The sequence below is a fragment of the Geodermatophilus africanus genome (assembly GCF_900107105.1).
GTDB classification, from domain to species: Bacteria; Actinomycetota; Actinomycetes; order Mycobacteriales; family Geodermatophilaceae; genus Geodermatophilus; species Geodermatophilus africanus.
The window spans coordinates 49,836-71,934 of the sequence record NZ_FNOT01000016.1 but is presented as its reverse complement, the minus strand read 5'-3'; the positions used below and the strand labels follow the sequence as shown (position 1 = coordinate 71,934).

Genomic DNA, 22,099 nt, shown 5'->3' with positions numbered 1-22,099 from the left:
TGGTGGTCAGACAGCCGCGGGGCTCCAGGTCGGGAGGAACTCCTCTTCGACCCAGCGCGTCGTCACCGGCTCCCGGGCGAAGTCCGGATGGGCCAGGATCGCGGCGTGGATGTCGGCGGTCGTCGATATGCCGTCGACCTCGATGCGGCTCAGCGTGCGGCGCATGAGCGCCACCGCCGCGTCGCGGTCAGACGCGTGGACGATGACCTTGGCGACGAGCGAGTCGTACCAGGGGGCGACGACGGCGCCGTCGTGGGCGTAGGTGTCGATCCGGACGCCCGTACCCTGCGGCACCGTCCAGTGGAGGATCGTCCCCGGAGTCGGCAGGAACCCGGCGCGCGCATTTTCCGCGTTGAGCCGGCACTCGATGGCGTGGCCGGACAGCCGGATGTCCTCCTGGGTGAAGGACAGCGCCTGCCCGCGGGCAATGCGCAGCTGCTCCCGGACGATGTCGACGCCGGTGATCTCCTCGGTGATGGGGTGTTCGACCTGCACCCGGGCGTTCACCTCGAGGAAGATGAAGCGGTGCGTGCTCGCGTCGACTAGGAACTCGACGGTGCCCGCCCCGACGTACTCGAGGGCACGGGCCAGGTCAACGGCGGCCGTGCGGATCTGCTCGATCAGCGATGACGGCAGGCCGACCGCCGGCGCCTCCTCGATTATCTTCTGGTAGCGACGCTGAGTGGAGCAGTCGCGCTCGCCGAGGTGGCAGACATTGCCCTGCGTGTCGGCCAGGATCTGAACCTCGACATGTCGGGCCTTCTCGACGTACGGCTCGAAGTAGACGGTTCCGTCGCCGAATGCGCGCTCGGCCTCGGTCGACGACCGGCCGTACGCCGCCTCGACCTCGTCGAGCGACCGCACGATGGTCATGCCTCGACCACCACCGCCGGCCGACGCCTTCAGCAGCAAGGGGAACGAGTCAAGCTCCTCGGCCGCCCGCCTGGCCTCTGCCGCGCTCGACAGGCCCGGGGTGCCCTTACCGGTCGGGATACCGGCCTGCTCGGCGACCTCGCGAGCGCCCAGCTTCGACCCGGCCCGGCGCATGATGTCCGCCGGCGGGCCGACGTAGGTGATCTTGCTTTCCTGGCAGGCATCGACCAGCTCCGGACGCTCGGAGAGGAAGCCATAGCCCGGGTGGAGCGCATCGCACTCGGCGTAGAGCGCCGCCGCGACGACCCGCTCCACGGACAGGTAGCTCTCCCCCGCAGCCGCCGGGCCGATCACCACGACCCGATCCGCGAGCCGCGCCGCCAGGGAATCGGTGTCGGCGGCCGAACAGGCCAGCACGCTCTCGATGCCCTCGTCGAAGCAGGCGCGGATGATGCGGACCGCGATCTCCCCGCGGTTGGAAATGAGCAACCGTCGGATCTCCGCCATCTCAACCCTCCGGGCGAATCGACACCAGCGGGGTGCCGAACTCGACTCCCTGGGCGTTGTCGACGTAGATGGCGGTCACGACGCCGGCGACCTCCGCGGCGATGTTGCTCATCAGCTTCATCACCTCGACGATCCCGATCGTGTCCCCGACCGCCACCGTGCTGCCCACCTGGACGAACGGCGCGGCGCCCGGCTCGGGAGCCCGCCAGAAGACGCCGACGGTGGGCGACGTCACCTGCACGTCACCGGGCGCCGGCTCGGCGCTCGGGGCCGCGGTCATGGGAGCGGGGGCAGGAGCCGCCGCGGGGGCAGGCGCGGGAACGGGGCTCGGCGCGGGAACAGGGCTCGGCGCGGGCGCGGCCATCTCGACCGGGGCGACCAGAGCCGAGGACGCGAGGCGGGCACCGCCGCGAGCGACGGTGATCCGGACGTCACCGACGACGACTTCGGCCTCGTCGTAGTCCGACTCCTGGAGGGTCGACACAATCAGCTTGATGTCGGCCGGCGACAGCTCCATGGGCCACCCCTTCTAATCAAACGATCGGTTGGTTGACAGAGTAGGGCGACGGTCACACTTGTGCAAGGGGTCACGCCGGCACGAACGCCAGCGGGCGCAGCGGTGAGCCGGTGCCGCCGCCGATCCGCAGGGCGGTGGCGACGAAGAAGAACTCGTGGACCTCGTCGGCGGCCAGGCGCTCGAGCTGGACCGACTCCATGATGGGGATGCCGCACTCCACCAGCAGGTGCACGTGTACGTCGAGCGCCGGCACCAGCCACTCGGGCTTGTGCTCGAAGCTCGCGGTGTCGCACCCGAGGGCGCGCACGCCGCGCTCGGAGAGCCACCGGGCGCCCGACAGGGCGACACCGGGCAGCCCGATACCGATGCCGAGGTAGCGTTCGGAGTCGTGCCAGTGGCGCATCTGTCCGGTCCGGAACAGGACGACGGAACCCGACTCGGGGGCGGGCCGGTCAGCGAACCACTGCTCGAGCTCATCGGCGCCGAAGCCGTCCCTGTTGGTCATGGGACGGCCGAACAGTTTCTCGCCGTCCACGAGGTGGCCGGGGCCGACGAGCGGCGGGAGCTCCTCGACCGAGCCGATGGCCAGGCCCTCGGTCCACGACTGGTGGTCGAGCACGTCCCGGCCGCCGCTGGTGCGACCGTCGAGGGAGATGTGCCCGGGGGCGTCGACGTGCGTGCCGCCGTGCCCCGGGATGGTGATCAGCTCCATGGCCGAGGAGATCCCGCCCGGGTAGTTGTGCTCGCCGTGCTTCTTGACCAGCGTGTAGGAGTAGGGCGGGTGCGCGGCGTGGTGGGTCATTCCGTGCTCGAGGCGAACCGCGAGGTCGTAGGCACGGCTCTCCCCGTTGTTCCCCGGCCACGCCACCGGGCCGGTCCAGACCGCGCCTCCCCAGGCCGTGGTCGTCTTCTGCTCAGGTGCGGTGGTCATGCGTCTACTCCTTCGTGCGTGGTGGTGGCCGGACGCACGGAGTCCAGGACGGTGCGCACCGGGAGGGGAAGGACGCCGGCGGTGGCCGGCTCCAGGATCGAGAAACCGATGGGATCCGAGGCGTGCACCTGGGCGAGGATCGCCACCACCGCACTCTCGGGACGCCGCGAGAGGGTGCGCAGCGGCCCGCCGAGGTGCCTGGGAAACGCGAACCCCTCGGTGAGCGCCACGTCGATGTCGGAGGCCTGGGCGGTGACGCCGACCGACACCAGGGTCGCCGCGGCCGCGAGCATCGACCCGAGCACCCTGTCCTTGATCTCGTCTGCGCCGATGGCTCGAGGGATGATGTGCTGCTCGGCGCGCGCCCGGTCGACCAGCTCCTGGACGGCCGGCGAGGGGACGCCCCGCTTGGCGCCCTCGGGGTAGTCGTACCAGCCGGCACCGGTCTTCCTCCCGAGCCGGCCGGCCTCGCACACGAGGTCGGGGATGCGTACGTACCGCTGGCCGGGGTCCCGGGTGAGGGCCAGGCGTTTGCGTCGCGCCCAGGCGATGTCGAGGCCGGACATGTCCGCGACCGCGAACGGTCCGATGGCGAACCCCAGGTCGACCATGGCTGCGTCGACGTCCTCGACGTTCGCCCCCTCCTCCAAGAGGAACTCGGCTTGCCCGCGGTAGTCGGCGTAGACCCGGTTCCCGACAAAGCCGTCGCCGACGCCGGCCCGGATGCCGATCTTGCCCAGCCGCCGTACGACGGAGCCGAGCGTGGCCGTGTGGGCCTCCGACGTGCGGGCCGCGGGGATCACCTCCACCAGCGCGTTGCGCTCGGGCGGGTTAAAGAAGTGGAGCCCGGCGAACCGGCTTGGGTCGGCCAGGACGGTCGCTATCTCGTCGAGGTCCAGGTAGGAGGTGTTGCTGGCGATCGTGGCCGACGGCGGGACGATGGGCTCGAGCTCGCGCAACAGGTCCTGCTTGACCGACATGTCCTCGAACACCGCGTCGACGACGAGGTCGACCTCGCCGAGCGCCGTCAGGGAGTCCGACACGGCGGCGGACGGCACGGCGGCCGCGACGCGGTCGAGTGCCTCCTGCTGACCGTCGACGACCGTGACGTCGTACCCGCGACCGGCGAACAGGACGGCGAGGCCTTTGCCCATGGTCCCGGCCCCGACGATGCCGACCCTGCCTACGTGGGCGGGCGCGGCAGAGGTGCGCAGCGAGCGGGCCGCGTCCTGCTGGGCGAAGAACAGGTAGCGCAGGTCCTGCGACTCCGGCGTACGACGGAGCTCGTCGAACGCGGCGCGCTCCTCGGCGAGCGCGGTGTCCGCGTCCAGCCTCGCGCCTCGGACCACCAGGTCCGCGGCCCGTCGTACGTTCGGACGGGCTCGACGCGGGATCGCGGCGAGAGCGGCCTCGACCGTGGCTGACTCGTCACGGGGAGCGGTCCGGTCGCGGATCAGGTCCCGGCCGTCGAGCCCGCGAACCGTCTCCACCGCCGCGGTGATGAGGTCCGCGGGGTCGACGACCCGGTCGACCAGCCCGACCTTCCTCGCCTCCTCGGCGTCCACCTGCCGAGCGGAGGTCACCATCTCGACGGCTGCCGCCGGGCCGACGAGCCTGGCGGCGCGCACCGTGCCGCCCGCACCCGGGAGGATCCCGAAACGCACCTCCGGGAAGCCGAGCCGGGCGCTGCTGTCGACCACGCGACGGTCACAGGCCAGGGCCAGCTCGAGTCCGCCGCCGAGGGCGAGCCCCTTGACGGCGGCCACGAACGGGACCGGGGCGCTCTCGACCAGCGCGATGACCTCCGGCAGCGTTGGAGAGGCGAGCTCTCCGTCGAACTCGCCGAGGTCCGAGCCGGCGTAGAAGTGGGGTCCGGCACTGGCGATCACGATGCCGCTCAACCCCGGGACGGCCAATGCGTCGGTGATCGCGGCGGCCAGACCGGCTCGCTGCTCGGCGTTGCCGGCATTGACCGGGGGGTTGTCGATCGTCAGCACGACGACATCGCCCTGCTGCTGGGTCCTGATGATCACAGCACTCCTAGGAGATGGCCGGATACGGGCTTCATGACGCAAAAAATTCCGGCTGCGGGTGATAGAGTCAACCATTCATTTGGTTGGCCGACCTCGAGTCAAGCTCCGCCGGTAACCTGGCGATCGGCCGCGGCCACACCTGCCCGGTCCCCACGACGAGGAGCACCTGTGGCGCGCAATACCACCACTCCGACAACCAACGGCCACGCGCGGCGCCCCCCCACGGAACGCCGCAACCGGGACGACGCCGTCATGGCAGCGGCGGTCGAGGTGATGTCCGAGCGCGGCTACGCGGCCACGTCGGTGCAGGAGGTCGCGGATCGCGTCGGGGTGCTGAAGGGCAGCCTGTACCACTACTTCTCCTCCAAAGAGGACCTCCTATACCGCATCGTCCAGGAGTCCCACACCCAGACCGTCCAGATCGCCGAGGACGTCAGCGCCCTCGGTCTCGGCTCGCTGGAGGAGCTGCTGGAGTACCTGCGGCGCGAAGCCGTGTGGTTCCTGAACAACCGCGACCGGGCGAACATCTTCTTCACCGACCGTCGCCACCTCACCGGCGAGCGGCTCCAGGAGGCCAACGCCTGGGGTCGCTACTTCGAGCGCCACCTGCAGGACCTCGTGGAGGCGGCGCAAACCGACGGTCACGTCCGCGACGACCTGGACCCCCGCCTAGTGACGCGCTACATCCTCGGCGGGATCAACAACGTGCGCCTCTGGCCGAGTCGCTCGGGCAAGAAGTTCACGAACACGGAAATCGCCGAGGCCTTCGTGGCGCTCACCCGATCGGCCATCGCGACCGACTGAGAACTGTCGGTTCACAGGGCCGCGTCCCCCCTCAACGGTCAACTGCGCACCGATCACGAACGAGGCCTCGGCCGAGGCCAGGAAGGTTGGGAAGGCCACCGCCACGGCTACCCCCGCTGTCTCGGCCAGCCGTCCGACCAGGTGACGTGCGGCCAACGCCGCCTTCCGGTCGGGCGTGCGCGGACTGATCGCGGCGTGGACGTACCGGCCGAAGAGCACCTCGCCGTCGACCAGGTGTCCGGGCCACACCAAGGGGCGGAAACTCCTGGACCGAGCCGGCGCCGGCGCCCTCGGGCCCGGCATCGTGATCAGCTCCATGGCCGAGGAGATGCCGCCCGGGTAGTTGTGCTTCCCGTGCTTCTTCACGAGCGTGTAGGAGTACGGCGGATGGGCGGGGTGATGCGTCATCCCGTGTTCCAGACGCACGGCGAGGTCGTAGGCGCGACTCGTGCGGGCAGGCCAGGATGTGTCGCCCTCCCATATGCCCCCAGCCCACACGGCGGGGTCGGTGGCGGCGTCGGTGCTGTTCACTGCGTGTCCTTTCGATCGGGGCGAGTGGAGTGACGGCCGGCTCGACGTGCGGTCATCGCCCCCATGAGAGTGACCGCGCCCACACCGCCGGCCTCGGCTTGACAGTCGCGGTGCTAAGGTCAAACGACCATTTGTTTGATCCCATTCGGCCCGTGGTTGCCGATGCTGTTCCTGCGAATCGTCGGCACGACCCAGGAGGACGACATGGCGCGTGACGCCCGAGCTGCCACCCGCCCCCCGACCGAGCGGCGCAACCGGGACGACGCCGTGATGGCTGCGGCCATCGAGGTCATGTCCGCCCGCGGTTACAGCGCTACGTCCATCCAGGATGTCGCCGACCGGGTCGGAGTGCTCAAGGGAAGTCTGTACCACTACTTCTCCTCCAAGGAGGAGTTGCTGTTCCGGATCGTCGAGGAATCCCACAAGCAGACGTCTCGCATCGCCGAGGAAGTCGCGACAATGGGCCTGTCGCCACTGGAGGAATTACTCGAATATCTGCGGCGCTCCAGCATCTGGTATCTGGAGAACCGCGACCGCGCCAACATCTTCTTCACCGACCGCCAGCACCTCACGGGTGACCGGCTTGCGGAGTCCAACGAGTGGGGCCGGTTCTTCGAGCGGCACATCCAGGCGCTGGTAGCCGCCGGGCAGGCGAACGGGGAGATCCGACCCGACGTCGAGCTGCGGCTGATCACGCGGTTTCTGTTGGGCGCGGTCAACAACGTCCGGTTCTGGCCGAGTCGATCAGGGAAGGCCTTCGGGGTCCTGGAGATCAGCGAAGCCCTGGTCGCGCTGACCCGCTCGGCGGTCGCCACCGCGCCGGCGGTCATACCGAAGTGAACCCGCCGTCCACCGAGTAGTGGGCGCCGGTCACGAACGAGGCATCGGCAGATGCCAGGAAGCACACCGCTCCGGCGATCTCCTCCGGGGCGGCCAGCCGCCCCATGGGATGCCGGGCGCCGAGCGCTGCCTTCTCCTCGTCGGTGCGCGGCGAGATCGCCGTGTCGACATAGCCTGGCGTGACCAGGTTGACGCGGATGCCGTCGCGGGCGTACTCGGCGGCCGTCGCCTTGGTCAGCCCAAGCACGGCGTGCTTGGCCGACGTGTAGGTCACCGCGCCGGCGAGCCCGACCAGCGAGCCGACCGACCCCATGTTGACGATCGATCCGCGACCCCTTCGCCCTCGCTCGGGGTTGCGCAGCATCGCCTCCACCTCGGCGCGTACGCAGTGGAAGACGCCGTCGAGGTTCACCGACAGCACCCGTCGCCACTCCTCGTCGGACACCTCGGCCGTGCGGTAGGGCGTGGGCACCCCGACACCTGCGTTGTTGACGGCGACCGTCAACGGGCCGAGCCGATCGACGGTGTCGGCCACGGCGGCCTCGACACCGCGCGGGTCGGAGACGTCCAGCCGACGGAAGTTGTCGGGCTGGCCGGTCACGGCCGCCACCTCCCGGGCGGCAGCCTCGGAGATGTCCGTCACCATCACGGTTGCCCCGCGGGCAGCGAGCGCCACGGCGCACGAACGGCCGATGCCGGATCCCGCTCCGGTGACGAACGCGACCTCGCCCGCGAGGGACGCCGAGCCGCCACCGCCGGCCGCCGACGTCCTCGTCATGCCAGCCTCCCGCCGTCCATGAGGAGCCCCGTCCCGGCCACGAAACCGGCCTCCCCGCTAAGCAGGAACAGCACCGCGGACACCACCTCCGCCACTGTGGCGTAGCGACCTCCGTCGAGCGCGGTGGGCGTGGTCGCCGTCGCCGTTCCCGAGCCCGAGCGGCCGCTCTCGATGCGCTGCATCATCCGCCCGTGCACGGGACCGGGGAGCACCGCGGTCACGCGTACGCCACGGGCCGCCACCTCCCGGGAGGCGACCCTGGTCAGGCCGAGGAGCGCGTGCTTCGAGGCCACATAGGGGGCCATGTGCGCCGAACCGGCCACGGAGGCCGTGCTGCCGGTCTGCACGACGGCTCCCCCCGCGTCCAGTCGCGGGAGGCTGTGCTTGAGGACCGCCGCGGCGCCCAGGACGTTGATGCGCAGCACTTGGGCGAAGCGGTCCAGGTCCAGCTCCGTGATCGGCCCGACCGGGCCCTCGATGCCGGCGTTGTTGAAGACGCCGTGAAGCCCACCGGCGAAGGCGACCGCCTCGGCGACCGCGCGCTCGACGTCCTCCTCGACGGTCACGTCGGTGGGCACTGCGTGGGCGGCCGACCCCAACTCGTCGGCCAGCTGGGTGAGCACCGTCGCGTCGAGATCGGCCAGCGTCACCCGGGCCCCCTCGGCAACCAGTGCACCGGCGACGGCGGAGCCGATCTCCCCCGCGGCGCCGGTGACCAGGATGCTGAGCCCGGTGAACCGCTGCCCGGAAGCGCGGCCGGCGGGAACGGCCATCAGCCGAGGTGACGCTTCACGAAGCCGCCGATGACCTCGAGGCTGGCGGCCGCCTGCTCGAGGAACGGGAACAGGGTCCAGATGTGCACCATGCCGTCGGGGAGCGAGAGCTCGGCCGAGCCACCCGCTGCCTTGACGCTCTCCGCGAGGCGAACGGAGTCGTCACGGAGCACCTCGGAGTTGCTGGCCAGCAGCAGCAGCGGGGGCAGGTCGTGGTGCTTGCCCCAGAGCGCCGAGCAGTACGGGTGCTCGTGGGGGTCGATGTCGCCGATGTACACCTTGCCCATCTCGACCACCATGTTCTGGTCGATGAGCGGGTCCTTGCCGTCGTTCGACTGCATCGACGGGCTCTCGCCGGCCAGGTCCAGCAGTGGGGAGATGGCGAACGCGGCAGCGGGCATCGGCTGCCCCGAGTCGCGCAGGGCCAGCAGTGTCGCCATCGCCAGCCCGCCACCCGCGGAGTCACCGCTGATCACGATCTGGGCCGGCTCCCACGTCTTAAGCGCCCACGCGTAGACGGTCTGGGCGTCCTCGACCGGCGCAGGGAAGGGGTGCTCGGGCGCCAGGCGGTAGTCGGGCACGACGACGGTGGCCCCCGTCGCGGCCGACAGGCGGTAGGCGAAGTTGCGGTAGGACAGCGACGAACCTTGGACGTACCCGCCGCTGTGGAAGTGGAGGATCACCCGGTCCTCCCGAGCCCCGGGAGCACGCACGGTCTTACCGGGGACACCGGCGGCGTCGATCTCCTGGATGTCGGCGTCGGCCGCGATCTCGAACTGCGCGGCCATGGCCTCGAACCCGGCACGCCACTCCTCGATCGGGGCGCCGACCGGTGGGGTGGCTTCCACGAACATCTGGACGGCGCGGTCCAGCTGCGCCTGCTGATCACCGGTCTCTGTCATGTTCTGTCTCCTTGGCTCGGCGGGACGACGGGACATCCGACGTCTCGATCAGTTCGTTGTGGCGCGAGGCGGTGCAGCGTCCCCGCGGGTTCTCAGCTCTTGGGGAGGGCGTCGATCAGGTCCAGGCCGCTGCGGTGACGCAGATCGTCGAGGGTGGCGCTCGCGTGGAGTTCGACGACCGCCACGCCATCCGGACCGGGTTCAAAGACACCAAGGTCGGTGTAGACCCGCTCCACGCACTGGGTCGCCGTCAGCGGGTAGGTGCAGGCCTTGACGAGCTTGCACTCCCCGGAGCGGGTGAACAGCTCCATGGCTACGAAGACGTGCTGCGCGCCCACGGCGAGGTCCATCGCGCCGCCCACGCCGGGGATGGTGGTGGGCGACGTGGTCCGCCAGTTGGCCAGGTCACCGTTCTGGGCGACCTGGTAGGCGCCGATGACGCAGTGGCTCAGGTGCCGGCCGCGGATCATGGCAAACGAGTCGGCGTGGTGAAAGTACGACGCGCCTGGGTTCTCGGTCACGTAGATCTTGCCGGCGTTGATGAGGTCGACGTCGATCTCGCCGTCGAGCGCCGCCGGTCCCATGCCGAGCATGCCGTTCTCGGTGTGCAGCACGAACTCCTTGCCCGGTGGCACGTGGTCGGCGACGAGGGTGGGCATGCCGATGCCGAGGTTGACGTAGGCGCCGTCCGGGATGTCCTGGGCCACGCGGGCGGCGATCTGGTTCCTGGTCCAGCCCACGGTCAGGCCTCCGTTCCGGTGGCGGGCAGGGTGTCCGCGCCGGTGTCGGCCCCGACCACGACCCGGTCGACATAGATCCCCGGGGTGGCGATCACCTCCGGATCCAACTGCGGGAGGACACCGCCCACCTCGGCGATGGTCACCTCGGCGGCTGCCGCCATGATGGGACCGAAGTTCCGGCCGGTCTTGCGGAAGACGAGGTTGCCGTATCGGTCGCCCCGGTGGCCGCGGACGAGCGCGAAGTCGGCGAACAGCGGCCGCTCGAACACCGACGGCACGCCGTCGATGACGCGCACCTCCTTGCCCTCGGCGAGCTCGGTCCCGTAGCCGGTGGGCGTGAAGAAGCCGGTAATGCCGGCGCCGGCGGCGCGAATGCGCTCGGCCAGCGTGCCCTGCGGCACCAGTTCCAGCTCGATCTCACCCGCCAGGTACAGCTCGTCGAAGATCGTGGACCCGATCGCTTTGGGGAACGAGCACACGACCTTGCGTACCCGCTTGGCCGCGAACAGTCGTGAAATCGCCACCCCGCCAGCGCCGGCGTTGTTGTTGATGATCGTGAGGTCGGTGACGCCCTTCGCGAGCACCGCCTCGAGCACCGCCTCCGGCTGCCCGGGAGGGCCGAAGCCGCTGACCATCAAAGTGGCCCCGTCGTCGATGCCGGAAATCGCCTGCTCGGCCGACTCCACGACCTTGTTAATTGCCACCGCAGTGCCGCCCTTCTGTCGACCGACCCGTCAGTTGCGGGACGGGCGGACCGCCGCAGGACCTACGGCGGACCGCCCGACGCCGCGTGAGCGATTAGGAGATCGTCGCCATGGAGGACACCTTCTCGAAGTGTGGGTAGCCATCGGCGGCCTCGGCGTCGCAGAGGTCGGCGTGCACGTTGGCGCCGCCGAAGTAGACATTGAACGCCCGCGGCTTGCCCTCGATGTTGGCCCCCGCGAACCACGAGTTCGCCTCCAGCCCGTATCGGGTGACCAGCGCCTCGGCGACCTCGGTCAGGTGCTTGGTCCACTCCTCTTCGGACTCGACGGTCGTCTGGACGAGCTCGATGCCCTGCTGCCGCATGTGCACGATGAGGTCGGCGATCCAGTTGCCCTGCTCTTGGGCGCCCGGCGGCAGGTTGGCGAAGGGGCTCTGGGGGCCGGCCACCATGAACATGTTGGGGAACCCGGACACGGCGACGCCCAGGTAGGTCTTGGGACCGTCTTGCCAGTGCTCGTTGAGGCTCTTTCCACCGATGCCACGGATGTCCATGCGGGTGAATGCGCCGGTGATGGCGTCGAAACCGGTCGCCATGACGATGATGTCGACCTCGTACTCACCGTCGGACGTCGCGATCCCCCGCTCGGTGAAGTGGGTGATCGGCGTCTCGCGGATGTCCACCAGCCGTACGTGCTCCTGGTTGAAGGCCTCCAGGTAGCCGTCGGCGGCAGGCGGCCGCTTGGCCCCATAGGGGTGCGACGGCGTGAGCTTCGCAGCGGTGGCCGGGTCGTGCACGATGGAGGCGATCTTGCTCGCCATCCACTCGCAGATGACGTCGTTGGCGGCCTTGTCGGTGAACAGGTCGTCGAACGTCTCATAGAGCATCGAAAAGCCGCCGCGGCGCCACGCCTCCTCGAAGATGGCCTCCCGCTCGGCCGGGTCAGTCTCCAAAGCCAGCCGGCCAGCGGCCTCCCAGGGCCATCCCGCCGGGTGCTGCCGGACGCGGCGCCAAATCTCGTCGTAATTCGCGACGATCCCGGTGCGCTCCTCGGCGGTCACTGGCCGGTGGCCGGTGGGTGGGACCCAGTTCGGCGTCCGCTGGAAGATGGTCAGCTCGGATACGTCGCCGGCGATGGCGGAGATGATCTGCACGCCGCTCGAGCCTGTGCCGATGACCGCCACCCGCTTGCCGCTGAAGTCGACCTCGTGCTGTGGCCACCGCGACGTGTGGTGCACCTCGCCACGAAAGGACTCCACCCCGGGGACGTTCGGCAGGATCGGCGCCGACACCAGGCCCATGCCGGTGACGAAGTACTTGGCCGTCACGGTCTCGCCGCCGTCGGTCGTGATGACCCACCGCGCGGACGCCTCGTCGAAGACGGCGGACTCGACCCGGGTGCTGAGGGTGTAGTGCTTACGGAGGCCAAAGTGGTCGGCGAACCGGTTCAGGTAGGCCAGCACCTCGGGCTGCGTGGGATGGATGTTGCTGTAGGCCCAGGAGGTCGCGAACTCGCGGTCGAACGAGAACTGGTAGGCCTCGTGCAGCGAGTCGGTCCGCGCGCCGGGATAACGGTTCCAGGTCCAGACACCACCCACATCGTCGGCCGCGTCGAAGGAGCGGACCTCCAGGCCGATGTCGACGAGGCGCTTCGTCGCGTAGAGCCCGGAGAAGCCACCCCCGATGACCACCGCGTCGACGTCACGCGCCTTGAGTGCCTCAGCCATGAGTGATCCCTTCGTGGAGTCCAATCTGCCAAACGATCGTTTGATAACGTAGCTGCGGATGTGACGCGCGTCAACACCACACAGAGACCGGGATCACGAAGACTGCAACGAGACGACCGTGACCTTTGCTCTCCGGACGGCCGGCTCGGTTGCGCAGGCCGTCCTCCTGGCGTGGCGAGTCAGCCAGGATCTTTCATGGTCATGATCATTTTGATGGTTGTCGGGGTTCTGATCCCGCGTGATCACATCGGGGTGTGACGGATCGGCCGAGGTCGCTCGGGTGGGCGCCGGTTCTACTCACCGGTCGTTCCTGGGGTCGTCGGGACGGGACGGGCTCGGGTTCAGCCCGTGTCGGCCAGCAGTGGCCCGGTCAGCTGCGCGAGGGCGTCGAGGGCTTGCAGCGCGAGCGCGGTGAACGGCGCGGTGGCGGCCAGGTGCAGCAGCCGGCGGCGGCCGGTGCGGGCGTGGCGGGCCGGAATGCTGAGCAGCCGCAGGCGTAGCCGCTTGGGCTCCCACCGGCGGGCGTCGTGCTCGGTGAGGGCGAGGGTCTACATCCAGGCGAGCAGGTCGGCGGCGAGCGCGACGATGGCACACCAGATCTGGTTCTGGGCGAAGTGGTGCAGCGGCAGGTTGGTCAGGCCGGTGTCCTTGGCGGCGCGGATGCGGTCCTCGGCGCGGGCGCGGCGGCGGTGCCGCAGCTCGAGCTCGGCCAGTTGCCCGCGTGCGGTGTTGGTGACGAAGGCGGTGATCCGCATGCCCTCGACGTCGGTGATCCGCAGTTGGGCACCGGGGTGCGGGCGTTCCTTGCGCACCATCAGCCGCATGCCCGCCGGCCAGCCCGAGAGTTCGAACAGGTCGGTGACCTCGGCGACGAAGGCGCCGGGGCGGGCCTGGCGGTCGGCGTCGTAGGCCGGCGTCCAGGCGTCGGCCGGGATGCTGGCCAGCTTCTTCTGGATCGAGGCCAGGTCGCCGGGCAGGGAGAAGCCGACCGAGTAGGACAGCCGGCGCCGGGTCAGCCAGGCCAGCAACTCGTGGGTGCCGCCGGCGCCGTCGATGCGGATGGGCACCTTCTTGCCGCGGGCGTGTCCGCCGGGGAGCTGGGCCAGCGCGGCGCGGATGACCGTCTTGTGGTTGGCCACGGTGTTCGAGCCGGCGTTGCCCGGCCGCAGCAGGAACGCCAGCGGCTCCCCGGTGCCCTGCTCGCCGTGGTCGACGAAGGCCCACAGCGGATGGAAGCCGAACCCGCGCTTGAACGTCGGTGCCGCGGACTCCTTCTCCGAGTGCGCGGTGACCAGGGTGGCGTCCACGTCGATGGCCGACGGTGACGCGGCGCCGGCGTCGTGGTCGGGGCGTGCTCGCCGGCCAGTGACCACGCGGCCGCCCGCGCGGTCGCCCGGGCCGAGGCGATCGCGGCCAGCGCGGCCGGGGCGTCGGCGGCCAGGCGGTCGACCAGCCGAGACACCGTGGGATCGAAGGCGACCGGGCCGAAGACCTCCGGGGTGGGCACGCAGCTGCGCCAGGTCGGCCAGACAGTCCCCGCCGACGGCCAGGCTGACCGCGAGATCCAGCAGCACCTTGCCCGGATCGTGCACCGCGGTCGGCCGCCGCCACGGCCCGAGCGCGTCGGACAGCGACGCGGCCAGACCGACGGTCTGCGCGGTCCGCAACAGCAGCACCGCGCCGGCGTTCGGCACGACACTCGACCCCTGCCCGTCGACTGCCAGGGACGGGTACCGACCGATACGCTGCTTCACCAGAAGGGTGCTCCCGCTCTCGCGCTGATCAGGTCCTAGACAAACCGGATCCTCGCAGGTCAGGAGCACCCTTCGTGAAGCCGCAGACGCCTATGCGCTCATGCCCGGTGAAAGCCCCGGGCCAGCTCGGTGGCCAGTTGCCGCCACTCCGCCGTGAGGCGGCGTACGTCGTCCACGGTGGCGGTGGCGGTCGCAGTGCCGGAACGCATGGCGGGTGCGGCCTCTCGATGGAGAGATGGCGGCACGCTGCACAAAGTGTGCTCCGTTCGCGACCTAGGCGGTCTACCGACGGACTGTTGAGTCAAAGCCGGTCGCGATCATGGCTGGCATTGACTCGGTGTGACGCTTGCCATACGTTCTACCAAACGTCTGATTGGTAGAGGAGTCGAAATGAGAACCGCAAGCGAGCCCATGGCGGTGTCGGTAGCGCTGGCGCCGTCGCAGGCGACGCCCGAGCTGATCGAGCTGGCAGAGGAGCTCGGCTTCCACCGGGTCTGGCTCTTCGACTCGCCGGCGATCTACGGCGACATCTGGATGACGCTCGGCGTGGCTGCCGAGCGGACGAAGCGGATCGGGCTCGGCAGCATGATCATCCCGAGCCTGCGGCACCCGGTCGTGACGGCCAGTGCCATCGCCCACCTCGAGCACCTCGCCCCCGGGCGGGTCGCGGTCGCCGCTGGATCTGGCTTCTCGGCCCGCTACGCTCTCGGCGATCCGACCCCGATGAAGTGGAAGGATGTCGACGAGTACCTCGCCGCTCTGCGAGCCCTGCTGCGGGGCGACCAGGTCGAGTGGCAGGGGCATCTGCTCGAACTGCTGCACAGCGAGGGCTATGTCGCCGCCCGGCCGATCGAGGTGCCGATCCTCGTCGCGGCCGAGGGGCCGAAGGGCCTGGCAGTCGCCGCCGCGCGGGGCGACGGCATGTGCTCGCAGTTCGAGTCGCTCGATGACCAGAAGCTCGCGTTCCCGTGGATCACCGTGCACGCCTACGCGCTCGCGCTACGCGACGGGGAGAGCCTGCGCGATCAGCGCGTCCTCGACACCATGGGCTGGTTGCCGGCGCTCTACCACCACGTGTCCTACGAACGGCACCAGCCGTACGACGCCATTCCGCACGGCCAGGAGTGGCGCAACCGGCTGGACGCCGTGCCGGAGCGTCAGCGCCACCTCGCGATCCATCGCCGCCACATGGACGGACTCAACGACCTTGACGAGGGTCTGGTGACGCCTGACGTGATGGAGGCGTTGCTCCCGTCGGCGGCCATCACCGGGTCGGTCGAGGAGGTGCGCAAGCGGTTCGACGGCTACCGGCAGCAGGGGGTCGACGAGATGATGATGTATGTGCCCCGGGCCCATGCGGAGCGCACGATGCGCGACATCGCCGAGGCGGCCGCGGGCGTCACAGGGCCTCGCGCATTGCTCCGCGCCGCGCGGACGGGTCCTGGGTCTCTCGGAAGCGTCGACCCGCGTGACACCGAGTTGTAGAGGACCTGCCCGACGCCCACGACGACCGCAGCTTGTGATCCGGGCAACGACCCGAACCAAGATCATGGGCCCACACACCTCATGCACCTCAGGTTGGATGGGCCTCGCCCCGCATCGACGGGGTCCGCGCCGCCGTCGGGAAGGCTCTACCTTTTGCTGCCCGGCTCTCGGGCCGAGGCTTTGTTGAGTGGGTGCCTCCCGGCGGCGGTTCCAGTCCGGGCAGCTGACGCTCGATAGAGGCGTGGGGACGCCAGCGTGGTCCCTTGAGGTGCTCGCGCTCTGCCCGGCCGCGGTCGACATCGGGAGCGGAGGCTCGGGTGTTCGTAGGAATCGACAGCCACAAGGACACGCTCGCGGTCGCGGTGATCGACGCTGCCGGGCGGGTGGTCACCGTCCGGCAGGTGGCCAACGAGCCGGCCGGGTTCGCCGTCCTGGCCGACCTGGTGGCCGAGCACGCGATCGTGCGGGTCGGCATCGAGGGCTCGGCCAACTTCGGCTGGGCCGCGGCGATGCACCTGGTCGCCGCCGGCGCGACGGTGGTCGAGGTGCCGCCGCTGATGACCTCCCGGGAACGGCAGTCCCGCCCCGGGCAGGGCAAGACCGATCCGGTCGACGCGGTCGCGATCGCCCGGATCACCGCCCGGGAGACGTTCCTGCCGCCGGTGCGCCCGATGGACGGGCTGCCCGCCGAGCTGCGGGTGCTGATGGACTACCGCGAGCAGCTCATCGACGAGCGGACCGCGCTGGCCAACCGGATCCACGCCGATCTGGGCTGGTTGCACCCGGGCTATCAGCGCCGGCTGCCCCGGCTCACCCAGCCGGCGCATCTGCAGGCGGGACTGGCGCTCCTGGGGCGCCGACGGCCGCTGGCACGGCTACGTCTCCGTCGGCTTCACGCTCAACGGCAAGCTCGACCGCCGGCACGTCAGCAGCAAGAACCGCGGCGTCGTGGTCGCGAAGGTCCGAGAACTCGAGCGCAAGCGCGACACCGGGACGGTCGGCGAGACGTCAACCCCGACCGTCGCCTGGTGGCTCGAGCTCTGGCTGACCACCATCGCGCCGCGCCGGGTGCGCCAGCGCACGCTGGAGAGCTACGAGTCCGCCGTCCGTAAGCACCTCATCCCCGGCATCGGACGCCACCGGATGAACCGGTTGCGCCCCGAACACCTCGACCAGCTCTACACCGCCCTGCTCGACGACGGCTACTCCCCCGCCTCGGTGCTCCGCCACCACCGGATCCTGTCCCGGGCCCTCACCGTCGCGGTCCAGCGCGGCCACGTCCCCCGCAACGTCGCCGCGCTCGTCGACCCACCTCCGCAGCGCGCGAGCGACCTCGCCACCGCCCTCGACCTGGAGGAGGCCCGCGCAGTCCTGGAGGCAGCGGCGCACGTCCGCAACTCCGCCCGTTGGACGGTCGCCCTCGCCCTGGGCCTGCGCCAGTCCGAGGCCCTGGCGCTGCAGTGGAAGGACGTCGACCTGCTGAACAACACGCTGACGGTGCGGCGCAGCATCCACCGCGTCCGGGGCGGTGGACTGATCTACGAGGAGCCCAAGAGCAAACGCAGCCACCGCACCCTCGCGCTGCCGCTGCCTCTGGTCGCCGAGCTGCACCGGCACAAGGCCGCCCAGCTCGGCGAGCGGATGCTGGCCGGCTCCGAGTGGCACGACGGGGACCTCGTCTTCGCCCAGCCGAACGGCCGGCCCATCGACAAGAAGTCCGACTACGACGACTGGTCCCGGCTCCTTCGGAAGGCCGGTGTCCGGCACGTCCGGCTGCACGACGGGCGGCACACCGCCGCCACTCTGCTGCTCAGCGAGAACGTGCACCCGCGGGTGGTCATGGAGCTGCTCGGCCACAGCCAGATGCGCACGACGATGGACATCTACAGCCACGTCATGCCGGCGCTGGCCCGCGAGGCAGCCGACCGCATGGGCACGGTGCTGCTCGCAGGTAAGGGTCGGCAAACTGCAACCACAACTGCAACCAGAGACGACTCAGGCCGCTCCCCCGAAGGGGAACGGCCTGGTCAGCGGGGTGGAGCTGAGGGGACTCGAACCCCTGACCCCCACACTGCCAGTGTGGTGCGCTACCAGCTGCGCCACAGCCCCGTGCCCGGCCCGGTCTGGTGTGTCCGAGCCGGGCCCAACTGTACAGGGCCACGACGGGGGCTCCGACGCAGGGGCTGGGGCGGGTCAGCCTTGCTTCATCTGGGCGATGCGGATGTGGTTGCCGAAGGGGTCGCGGAGTCCGAAGTCGATGCCGTACGGCTGGTCGACCGGCTCCTCGGTGATCTCCACGCCCCTGGCCCTGAGCTCCGCGTGGGTCTTGTACGCGTCGTCGCAGGCGAAGAACAGGTGCCCGCCGGCGGCCCCCTTGCTGATGAGCTCCCGCACCTGCGCGGCGGTCTCGTCGCTGAGGGACGGCGGGCCCGGCTTCTCCAGCAGGACGGCGCGGTCGGGTTGGCCCGGCAGGTTGACGGTCAGCCACCGCATCGGGCCGAAGTGCATGTCGGACTGCACGTCGAACCCGAGCTTGCCGACGTAGAAGTCGAGCGCCTGGTCCTGGTCGGGCACGTAGATCTGGGTGATGGTGATGGCGGTCAGCATGGGAGAGACGCTAGGGAGGGTCACACCCCCGGCGCTTCTCCGGAACTGCTCGGTCTGGCCCAGGCCATCGCGAAGCACGTCGGCACGGGCGGGAGCGGGCCGCGGCGCCGGTACACCGACGGCGGCTCTCCCACGACCTCACGGAACACCCGGCTGAACGTCCCCAGGCTGCTGAAGCCGACGGCCATGCACACGTCGGTCACGCTGCGGTCCGTGGTGCGCAGCAGGAACATCGCCCGCTCCACCCGGCGCCGCTGCAGGTACCGGTGAGGCGTCTCCCCGAAGGTGGCCCGGAACGTGCGGATGAAGTGGGCCTCCGATACGTGCGCGATCCGCGCCAGGGTCGGGACGTCGAGGGGCTCGGCGTAGGCGCGGTCCATCGCGTCCCGCGCACGCAGCATCCGTCGGTTCGTGTCCTCGACCGCACGGCTCACGGAAGCGATGGCACCACGCCGTCAGACCTCGACGCCACGTGCGGCCAGCCACGGCTCCGGGTCGATGCGCTTGCCGTTCATCCCGCCCTGGTGCACCTCGAAGTGCAGGTGCGGGCCGGTCGACTGGCCGCGATTGCCGAGCAGCGCGATCGTCTCGCCGGCCTCCACGTACTGCCCGGGCTCGACCAGGATCTTGTCCATGTGGCCGTAGACGGTCACGTCGCCGTTCTCGTGGAGGAGGTAGACGGCCAGGCCGAAGCCGCTCGCCGACCCCGCCCGGACGACGACGCCGTCCATGGCCGCGTACTCCGGCGTCCGCATCGGGGCGGCCAGGTCGATGCCGTAGTGGAAGGTGCCCCACCGGGCGCCGTAGCCGCTGGTGAAGCGGGCGCCATCGACCGGCAGCACGGCCTTGGGCCGCGCGGCCTCGCGGGCCGCGTCGGCGGCGGCCGCCTCGGCCGCGGCGCGCTCGGCGCGGGAGGCCGCGACCTCCGCCAGCCGGGCCTGGGCCTCTGCCTCGGTGATCGAGGCCATGGGCAGCGCCTCGACGTCGTCGGCCGCGGTGGCCAGCTCCATCTGCGCGGCGAGCACCGAGGTCGAGCCGGCCGGGTCGTCGGAGGCGTTCGACACCCCGGTGACGCCGGCCACCAGCCCGCCCACGACCAGGGCGGCCAACAGCAGCGGGCCACGACGCGGGCCCGCGACCGGCCGACGAACCCGGGAGGAAGCGGGGACCCGGGGGTCCTCGGGGCGCTGAGCGCGACGCCGACCGGCCATGCACCTACCCGTTCGTGGGGAAGACCGCCCGTTGCCGGGCTCGAGGGGGTTGCCGCCGATCCAAACACTCTGTGACGGATCCGTGACCGGGTGCTCGGCGTGTCCTCACGAACACGCCGAGGGTGATCCATCCCACGTCCCACGCGTCCCACCGCCCGGACCGCACATCGATTCGGCATCGGTGCGGGCCCGCGACTCGACGGCCACCGCCCCGGACGTGTACTTGTTGTCTTCGCACCACCCGGTCGACGTCTCCTGGAGCCCCGCCGACCCGTGCCAGACCGCGGCAGAGGGGTGACCACCGCACCACAGACGAGGACCGGATGCCCCATGACGACCCCTGCCCGCCGACACGGCGCACCTGGCCGGGTCGGTGGCCGGTGAGGATCGTCTGGTTCACCTACCGCGGGCTCTACGCGGACAACCCCCGGGCCGTCTACGAGGCCCTCGTCGCCCGAGGCGCGGGGTGGGCGGGCGACGGCGAGGTCACGCACACCTGGCTGTGCACCGCCGCGACCGAGCACACCTTCCCGCCCGGCGTCGCCACCGCGCGGTACGGCACCCCCGAGGCCCGGGCCGCTCTGGAGGCGGCCGACGTCGTCGTCGCCAACGACTGCATGTCCATGTCCTGGAGCAAGCAGCCGGGCACCACCTACCTGCAGACCTGGCACGGCACGCCGCTCAAGCGGATCCACCACGACGTGCAGCCGGTGCGCCCCGGCTGGCTGGACGGGCCCGACCTCGACGTCGCCCGCTGGGACCACCTGCTCTCCCCCAACGCCGCGAGCACCGAGCGGCTGCGCGGCGCGTTCCGTTTCCGCGGGCCGGTCCACGAGACCGGCTACCCGCGCAACGACGTCCTGAGCAGCCCACGGCGCGACGCCGTCCGGGCCGAGGTGCGCAGCCGGCTGAGCATCGCCGAGGGGACGACGGCGGTGCTCTACGCGCCCACCTGGCGTGACGACCTGGTCCTCGACCGGGCCGGCGGTCCGGCCGCCGAGCTGCGCATCGACCTGGCCGACTTCGCCGCGCGGCTCGGCGGGGACCACGTGCTGCTCGCCCGGCTGCACAGCATCGTGGCCGACCGGCTGGAGCTGCCCGACGGCCTCCCGGTGCTCGACGTGTCCGCCGAGCCGGACCCCGCGGGCCTCTACCTGGCCGCCGACGTGCTGGTGACCGACTACTCGTCGGTGGCGTTCGACTTCGCCGTCACCGGCAAGCCGATCCTGTTCTTCACCTACGACCTTGCGCACTACCGGGACGACCTGCGCGGCTTCTACGTCGACCTGGCGGAGATCGCGCCCGGGCCGCTGCTCGAGACCAGCGCGGAGCTGATCGACGCCCTCGCCGACCTCGACGGGGTGCGCGAGCGCTCCGCCGCCCGCTACGCCGACTTCCGCGCCACCTTCTGCCACCTCGAGGACGGGCACGCCACCGAGCGCGTCCTCGACCTGCTCTTCCCGTCGGCAGCAGCCGCCGGGACCACCACCCGAGGAGGGGACGACCGTGCTCGCTGACCGCGCCACCACCGCCGCTGATCTGACCGGGCCGGCGTCCGCCGTCCCGGCGCCCTGCCGGGCCGACCTCGCCGTCCAGGTCGTCATCCTCGCCGCCGGGATGGGCACCCGGCTGGGCCGGCCGTGGCCCAAGCCGCTGACCCCGCTGCACGACGGGCGCACCATCCTGCAGCGCCAGCTCGACGGGCTGCGCTCGGTGCTCGGCCCCGCGGTCGACGTCACCGTGGTCGTCGGCTTCGAGGCCGAGCGGGTCATGCGGGCGGTCCCGGACGTGCGCTTCGCCTACAACCCCGACTACCGGGTCACCAACACCTCGCAGAGCCTGCTGCGCGCGCTGCGGACCACCCGGGACGGCGGCGTGCTGTGGCTCAACGGCGACGTCGTCTTCGACCCGGCGGTGCTCGAGACCGCCCTGCCGGCACTGCGGGCCGACGAGAGCTTCGTGTGCGTCGACACCTCCACCGTCGCCGACGAGGAGGTCAAGTACACCGTCGACGCCGAGGGCTGGATCGACGAGCTGTCCAAGTCCGTCGTCGGCGGCCTCGGCGAGGCGGTCGGCATCAACCACGTCTCCGGCGCCGACAAGCCGGTGCTGATCGAGCACCTCGCGACCTGCGCGGAGCAGGACTACTTCGAGCGCGGCATCGAGACAGCGATCGCCGCCGCGGGGCTGCGCGTCCGTCCGCTCGACATCTCGCAGCATGCCGCCGTCGAGGTGGACTTCGAGGCCGACCTCGAGCGCGCCAACGCGCTGTTCGCCGGGCGCAGCCACCTGCATCCGGTCGCCGACGGCTCGGTGTAGCAGAAGGACCCCCTCCTCCTCACCCCTCGGAGAAGGACCCCCTGCCCCGGCCACTCGCAGGCTC

19 protein-coding genes, 1 tRNA gene and 2 pseudogenes are annotated in these 22,099 nt (G+C 70.7%); 7 read left to right on the top strand and 15 right to left on the bottom strand.

The window, feature by feature from the left end; genetic code table 11:
• Nucleotides 1-6: 6 nt before the first annotated feature.
• The 4 genes from BLW63_RS21720 to BLW63_RS21705 all read right to left on the bottom strand — a co-directional run bounded on the left by BLW63_RS21720 (nucleotide 7) and on the right by BLW63_RS21705 (nucleotide 4,861).
• Nucleotides 7-1,380, bottom strand: coding sequence for an acetyl-CoA carboxylase biotin carboxylase subunit (locus tag BLW63_RS21720; RefSeq protein ID WP_170856906.1), 1,374 nt, complete (start codon nucleotides 1,378-1,380; stop codon nucleotides 7-9).
• A 1-nt stretch (nucleotide 1,381) separates the two neighbouring features.
• Entirely contained in the window at nucleotides 1,382-1,897 is a 516-nt protein-coding gene (gene accB, locus BLW63_RS21715; RefSeq protein ID WP_091160902.1) for an acetyl-CoA carboxylase biotin carboxyl carrier protein, read from the bottom strand.
• A gap of 70 nt (nucleotides 1,898-1,967) precedes the next feature.
• On the bottom strand, nucleotides 1,968-2,828 hold the full coding sequence (locus BLW63_RS21710) for a cyclase family protein (protein ID WP_091160900.1): 861 nt from the start codon (nucleotides 2,826-2,828) through the stop codon (nucleotides 1,968-1,970).
• Nucleotides 2,825-4,861 carry a 3-hydroxyacyl-CoA dehydrogenase NAD-binding domain-containing protein gene (locus BLW63_RS21705; RefSeq protein WP_170856905.1) on the bottom strand — a complete coding sequence of 679 codons (2,037 nt, stop codon included), beginning with the start codon at nucleotides 4,859-4,861 and terminating at the stop codon, nucleotides 2,825-2,827. Before BLW63_RS21705 ends, BLW63_RS21710 begins: the two co-directional genes overlap by 4 nt.
• 252 nt (nucleotides 4,862-5,113) lie before the next feature.
• Here BLW63_RS21705 and BLW63_RS21700 point away from each other — a divergent pair, with 252 nt between their 5' ends.
• Nucleotides 5,114-5,665 carry a TetR/AcrR family transcriptional regulator gene (locus BLW63_RS21700; RefSeq protein WP_211517224.1) on the top strand — a complete coding sequence of 184 codons (552 nt, stop codon included), beginning with the start codon at nucleotides 5,114-5,116 and terminating at the stop codon, nucleotides 5,663-5,665.
• Between the two features lie 693 nt (nucleotides 5,666-6,358).
• Nucleotides 6,359-7,036 carry a TetR/AcrR family transcriptional regulator gene (locus BLW63_RS21695; RefSeq protein ID WP_091160895.1) on the top strand — a complete coding sequence of 226 codons (678 nt, stop codon included), beginning with the start codon at nucleotides 6,359-6,361 and terminating at the stop codon, nucleotides 7,034-7,036.
• Here the strand turns inward: BLW63_RS21695 and BLW63_RS21690 are convergent.
• From BLW63_RS21690 to BLW63_RS21660, 7 genes and pseudogenes are all read right to left on the bottom strand, one after another.
• Entirely contained in the window at nucleotides 7,023-7,814 is a 792-nt protein-coding gene (locus tag BLW63_RS21690) for an SDR family NAD(P)-dependent oxidoreductase (protein WP_091160893.1), read from the bottom strand. The two genes, BLW63_RS21695 and BLW63_RS21690, sit on opposite strands and share 14 nt — an antisense overlap.
• Nucleotides 7,811-8,587: an SDR family NAD(P)-dependent oxidoreductase gene (locus BLW63_RS21685; RefSeq protein WP_091160891.1), complete on the bottom strand. Its 777-nt coding sequence runs from the start codon at nucleotides 8,585-8,587 to the stop codon at nucleotides 7,811-7,813. Before BLW63_RS21685 ends, BLW63_RS21690 begins: the two co-directional genes overlap by 4 nt.
• Nucleotides 8,587-9,489 carry an alpha/beta hydrolase gene (locus BLW63_RS21680; RefSeq protein ID WP_170856903.1) on the bottom strand — a complete coding sequence of 301 codons (903 nt, stop codon included), beginning with the start codon at nucleotides 9,487-9,489 and terminating at the stop codon, nucleotides 8,587-8,589. The genes BLW63_RS21685 and BLW63_RS21680 overlap by 1 nt, the downstream gene beginning before the upstream one ends.
• 92 nt (nucleotides 9,490-9,581) lie before the next feature.
• Nucleotides 9,582-10,229, bottom strand: a complete 648-nt coding sequence (locus BLW63_RS21675; RefSeq protein ID WP_211517223.1) for a 3-oxoacid CoA-transferase subunit B — start codon at nucleotides 10,227-10,229, stop codon at nucleotides 9,582-9,584.
• A gap of 2 nt (nucleotides 10,230-10,231) precedes the next feature.
• Nucleotides 10,232-10,915, bottom strand: coding sequence for a 3-oxoacid CoA-transferase subunit A (locus tag BLW63_RS21670; protein ID WP_244522720.1), 684 nt, complete (start codon nucleotides 10,913-10,915; stop codon nucleotides 10,232-10,234).
• 112 nt (nucleotides 10,916-11,027) lie between these two features.
• Complete coding sequence (locus BLW63_RS21665; protein WP_091160881.1) at nucleotides 11,028-12,659, bottom strand: flavin-containing monooxygenase; 1,632 nt, start codon at nucleotides 12,657-12,659, stop codon at nucleotides 11,028-11,030.
• Nucleotides 12,660-13,000: 341 nt separating this feature from the next.
• Nucleotides 13,001-14,413 (bottom strand): annotated as a pseudogene (locus BLW63_RS21660) (IS1380 family transposase).
• 390 nt (nucleotides 14,414-14,803) lie between these two features.
• On the opposite strand from BLW63_RS21660, the gene BLW63_RS21655 reads away from it, so the two are divergent.
• The 3 genes and pseudogenes from BLW63_RS21655 to BLW63_RS29065 all read left to right on the top strand — a co-directional run.
• On the top strand, nucleotides 14,804-15,898 hold the full coding sequence (locus BLW63_RS21655; protein WP_091160878.1) for an LLM class flavin-dependent oxidoreductase: 1,095 nt from the start codon (nucleotides 14,804-14,806) through the stop codon (nucleotides 15,896-15,898).
• Nucleotides 15,899-16,215: 317 nt separating this feature from the next.
• Nucleotides 16,216-17,010, top strand: coding sequence for an IS110 family transposase (locus BLW63_RS21650; RefSeq protein WP_170856902.1), 795 nt, complete (start codon nucleotides 16,216-16,218; stop codon nucleotides 17,008-17,010).
• Nucleotides 16,967-17,734: pseudogene (locus tag BLW63_RS29065) on the top strand (tyrosine-type recombinase/integrase); the annotation flags it as partial. The gene BLW63_RS21650 and the pseudogene BLW63_RS29065, both read left to right, overlap by 44 nt.
• A 200-nt stretch (nucleotides 17,735-17,934) precedes the next feature.
• Here the strand turns inward: BLW63_RS29065 and BLW63_RS21640 are convergent.
• The 4 genes from BLW63_RS21640 to BLW63_RS21625 form a co-directional block, all read right to left on the bottom strand.
• A tRNA-Ala gene (locus tag BLW63_RS21640) sits at nucleotides 17,935-18,007 on the bottom strand.
• 84 nt (nucleotides 18,008-18,091) lie between these two features.
• Nucleotides 18,092-18,505 carry a VOC family protein gene (locus tag BLW63_RS21635; protein WP_091160873.1) on the bottom strand — a complete coding sequence of 138 codons (414 nt, stop codon included), beginning with the start codon at nucleotides 18,503-18,505 and terminating at the stop codon, nucleotides 18,092-18,094.
• A 20-nt stretch (nucleotides 18,506-18,525) separates the two neighbouring features.
• On the bottom strand, nucleotides 18,526-18,939 hold the full coding sequence (locus BLW63_RS21630; protein WP_170856901.1) for a helix-turn-helix domain-containing protein: 414 nt from the start codon (nucleotides 18,937-18,939) through the stop codon (nucleotides 18,526-18,528).
• Between the two features lie 21 nt (nucleotides 18,940-18,960).
• Nucleotides 18,961-19,614: a M23 family metallopeptidase gene (locus BLW63_RS21625; RefSeq protein ID WP_244522718.1), complete on the bottom strand. Its 654-nt coding sequence runs from the start codon at nucleotides 19,612-19,614 to the stop codon at nucleotides 18,961-18,963.
• Between the two features lie 482 nt (nucleotides 19,615-20,096).
• On the opposite strand from BLW63_RS21625, the gene BLW63_RS21620 reads away from it, so the two are divergent.
• Nucleotides 20,097-21,233, top strand: coding sequence for a CDP-glycerol glycerophosphotransferase family protein (locus BLW63_RS21620; protein WP_091160865.1), 1,137 nt, complete (start codon nucleotides 20,097-20,099; stop codon nucleotides 21,231-21,233).
• Nucleotides 21,223-22,035 carry a phosphocholine cytidylyltransferase family protein gene (locus tag BLW63_RS21615; protein WP_091160862.1) on the top strand — a complete coding sequence of 271 codons (813 nt, stop codon included), beginning with the start codon at nucleotides 21,223-21,225 and terminating at the stop codon, nucleotides 22,033-22,035. Before BLW63_RS21620 ends, BLW63_RS21615 begins: the two co-directional genes overlap by 11 nt.
• Nucleotides 22,036-22,099 lie beyond the last annotated feature (64 nt).

What these genes read in the sequence shown, in the direction of transcription:
- BLW63_RS21685 (WP_091160891.1), bottom strand. Translation starts at nt 8,587, where the DNA reads ATGGCCGTTCCCGCCGGCCGCGCTTCCGGGCAGCGGTTCACCGGGCTC.
- BLW63_RS21680 (WP_170856903.1), bottom strand. Translation starts at nt 9,489, where the DNA reads ATGACAGAGACCGGTGATCAGCAGGCGCAGCTGGACCGCGCCGTCCAG.
- accB (WP_091160902.1), bottom strand. Translation starts at nt 1,897, where the DNA reads ATGGAGCTGTCGCCGGCCGACATCAAGCTGATTGTGTCGACCCTCCAG.
- BLW63_RS21695 (WP_091160895.1), top strand. Translation starts at nt 6,359, where the DNA reads ATGCTGTTCCTGCGAATCGTCGGCACGACCCAGGAGGACGACATGGCG.
- BLW63_RS21635 (WP_091160873.1), bottom strand. Translation starts at nt 18,505, where the DNA reads ATGCTGACCGCCATCACCATCACCCAGATCTACGTGCCCGACCAGGAC.
- BLW63_RS21720 (WP_170856906.1), bottom strand. Translation starts at nt 1,380, where the DNA reads ATGGCGGAGATCCGACGGTTGCTCATTTCCAACCGCGGGGAGATCGCG.
- BLW63_RS21700 (WP_211517224.1), top strand. Translation starts at nt 5,114, where the DNA reads ATGGCAGCGGCGGTCGAGGTGATGTCCGAGCGCGGCTACGCGGCCACG.
- BLW63_RS21690 (WP_091160893.1), bottom strand. Translation starts at nt 7,814, where the DNA reads ATGACGAGGACGTCGGCGGCCGGCGGTGGCGGCTCGGCGTCCCTCGCG.
- BLW63_RS21665 (WP_091160881.1), bottom strand. Translation starts at nt 12,659, where the DNA reads ATGGCTGAGGCACTCAAGGCGCGTGACGTCGACGCGGTGGTCATCGGG.
- BLW63_RS21710 (WP_091160900.1), bottom strand. Translation starts at nt 2,828, where the DNA reads ATGACCACCGCACCTGAGCAGAAGACGACCACGGCCTGGGGAGGCGCG.
- BLW63_RS21655 (WP_091160878.1), top strand. Translation starts at nt 14,804, where the DNA reads ATGAGAACCGCAAGCGAGCCCATGGCGGTGTCGGTAGCGCTGGCGCCG.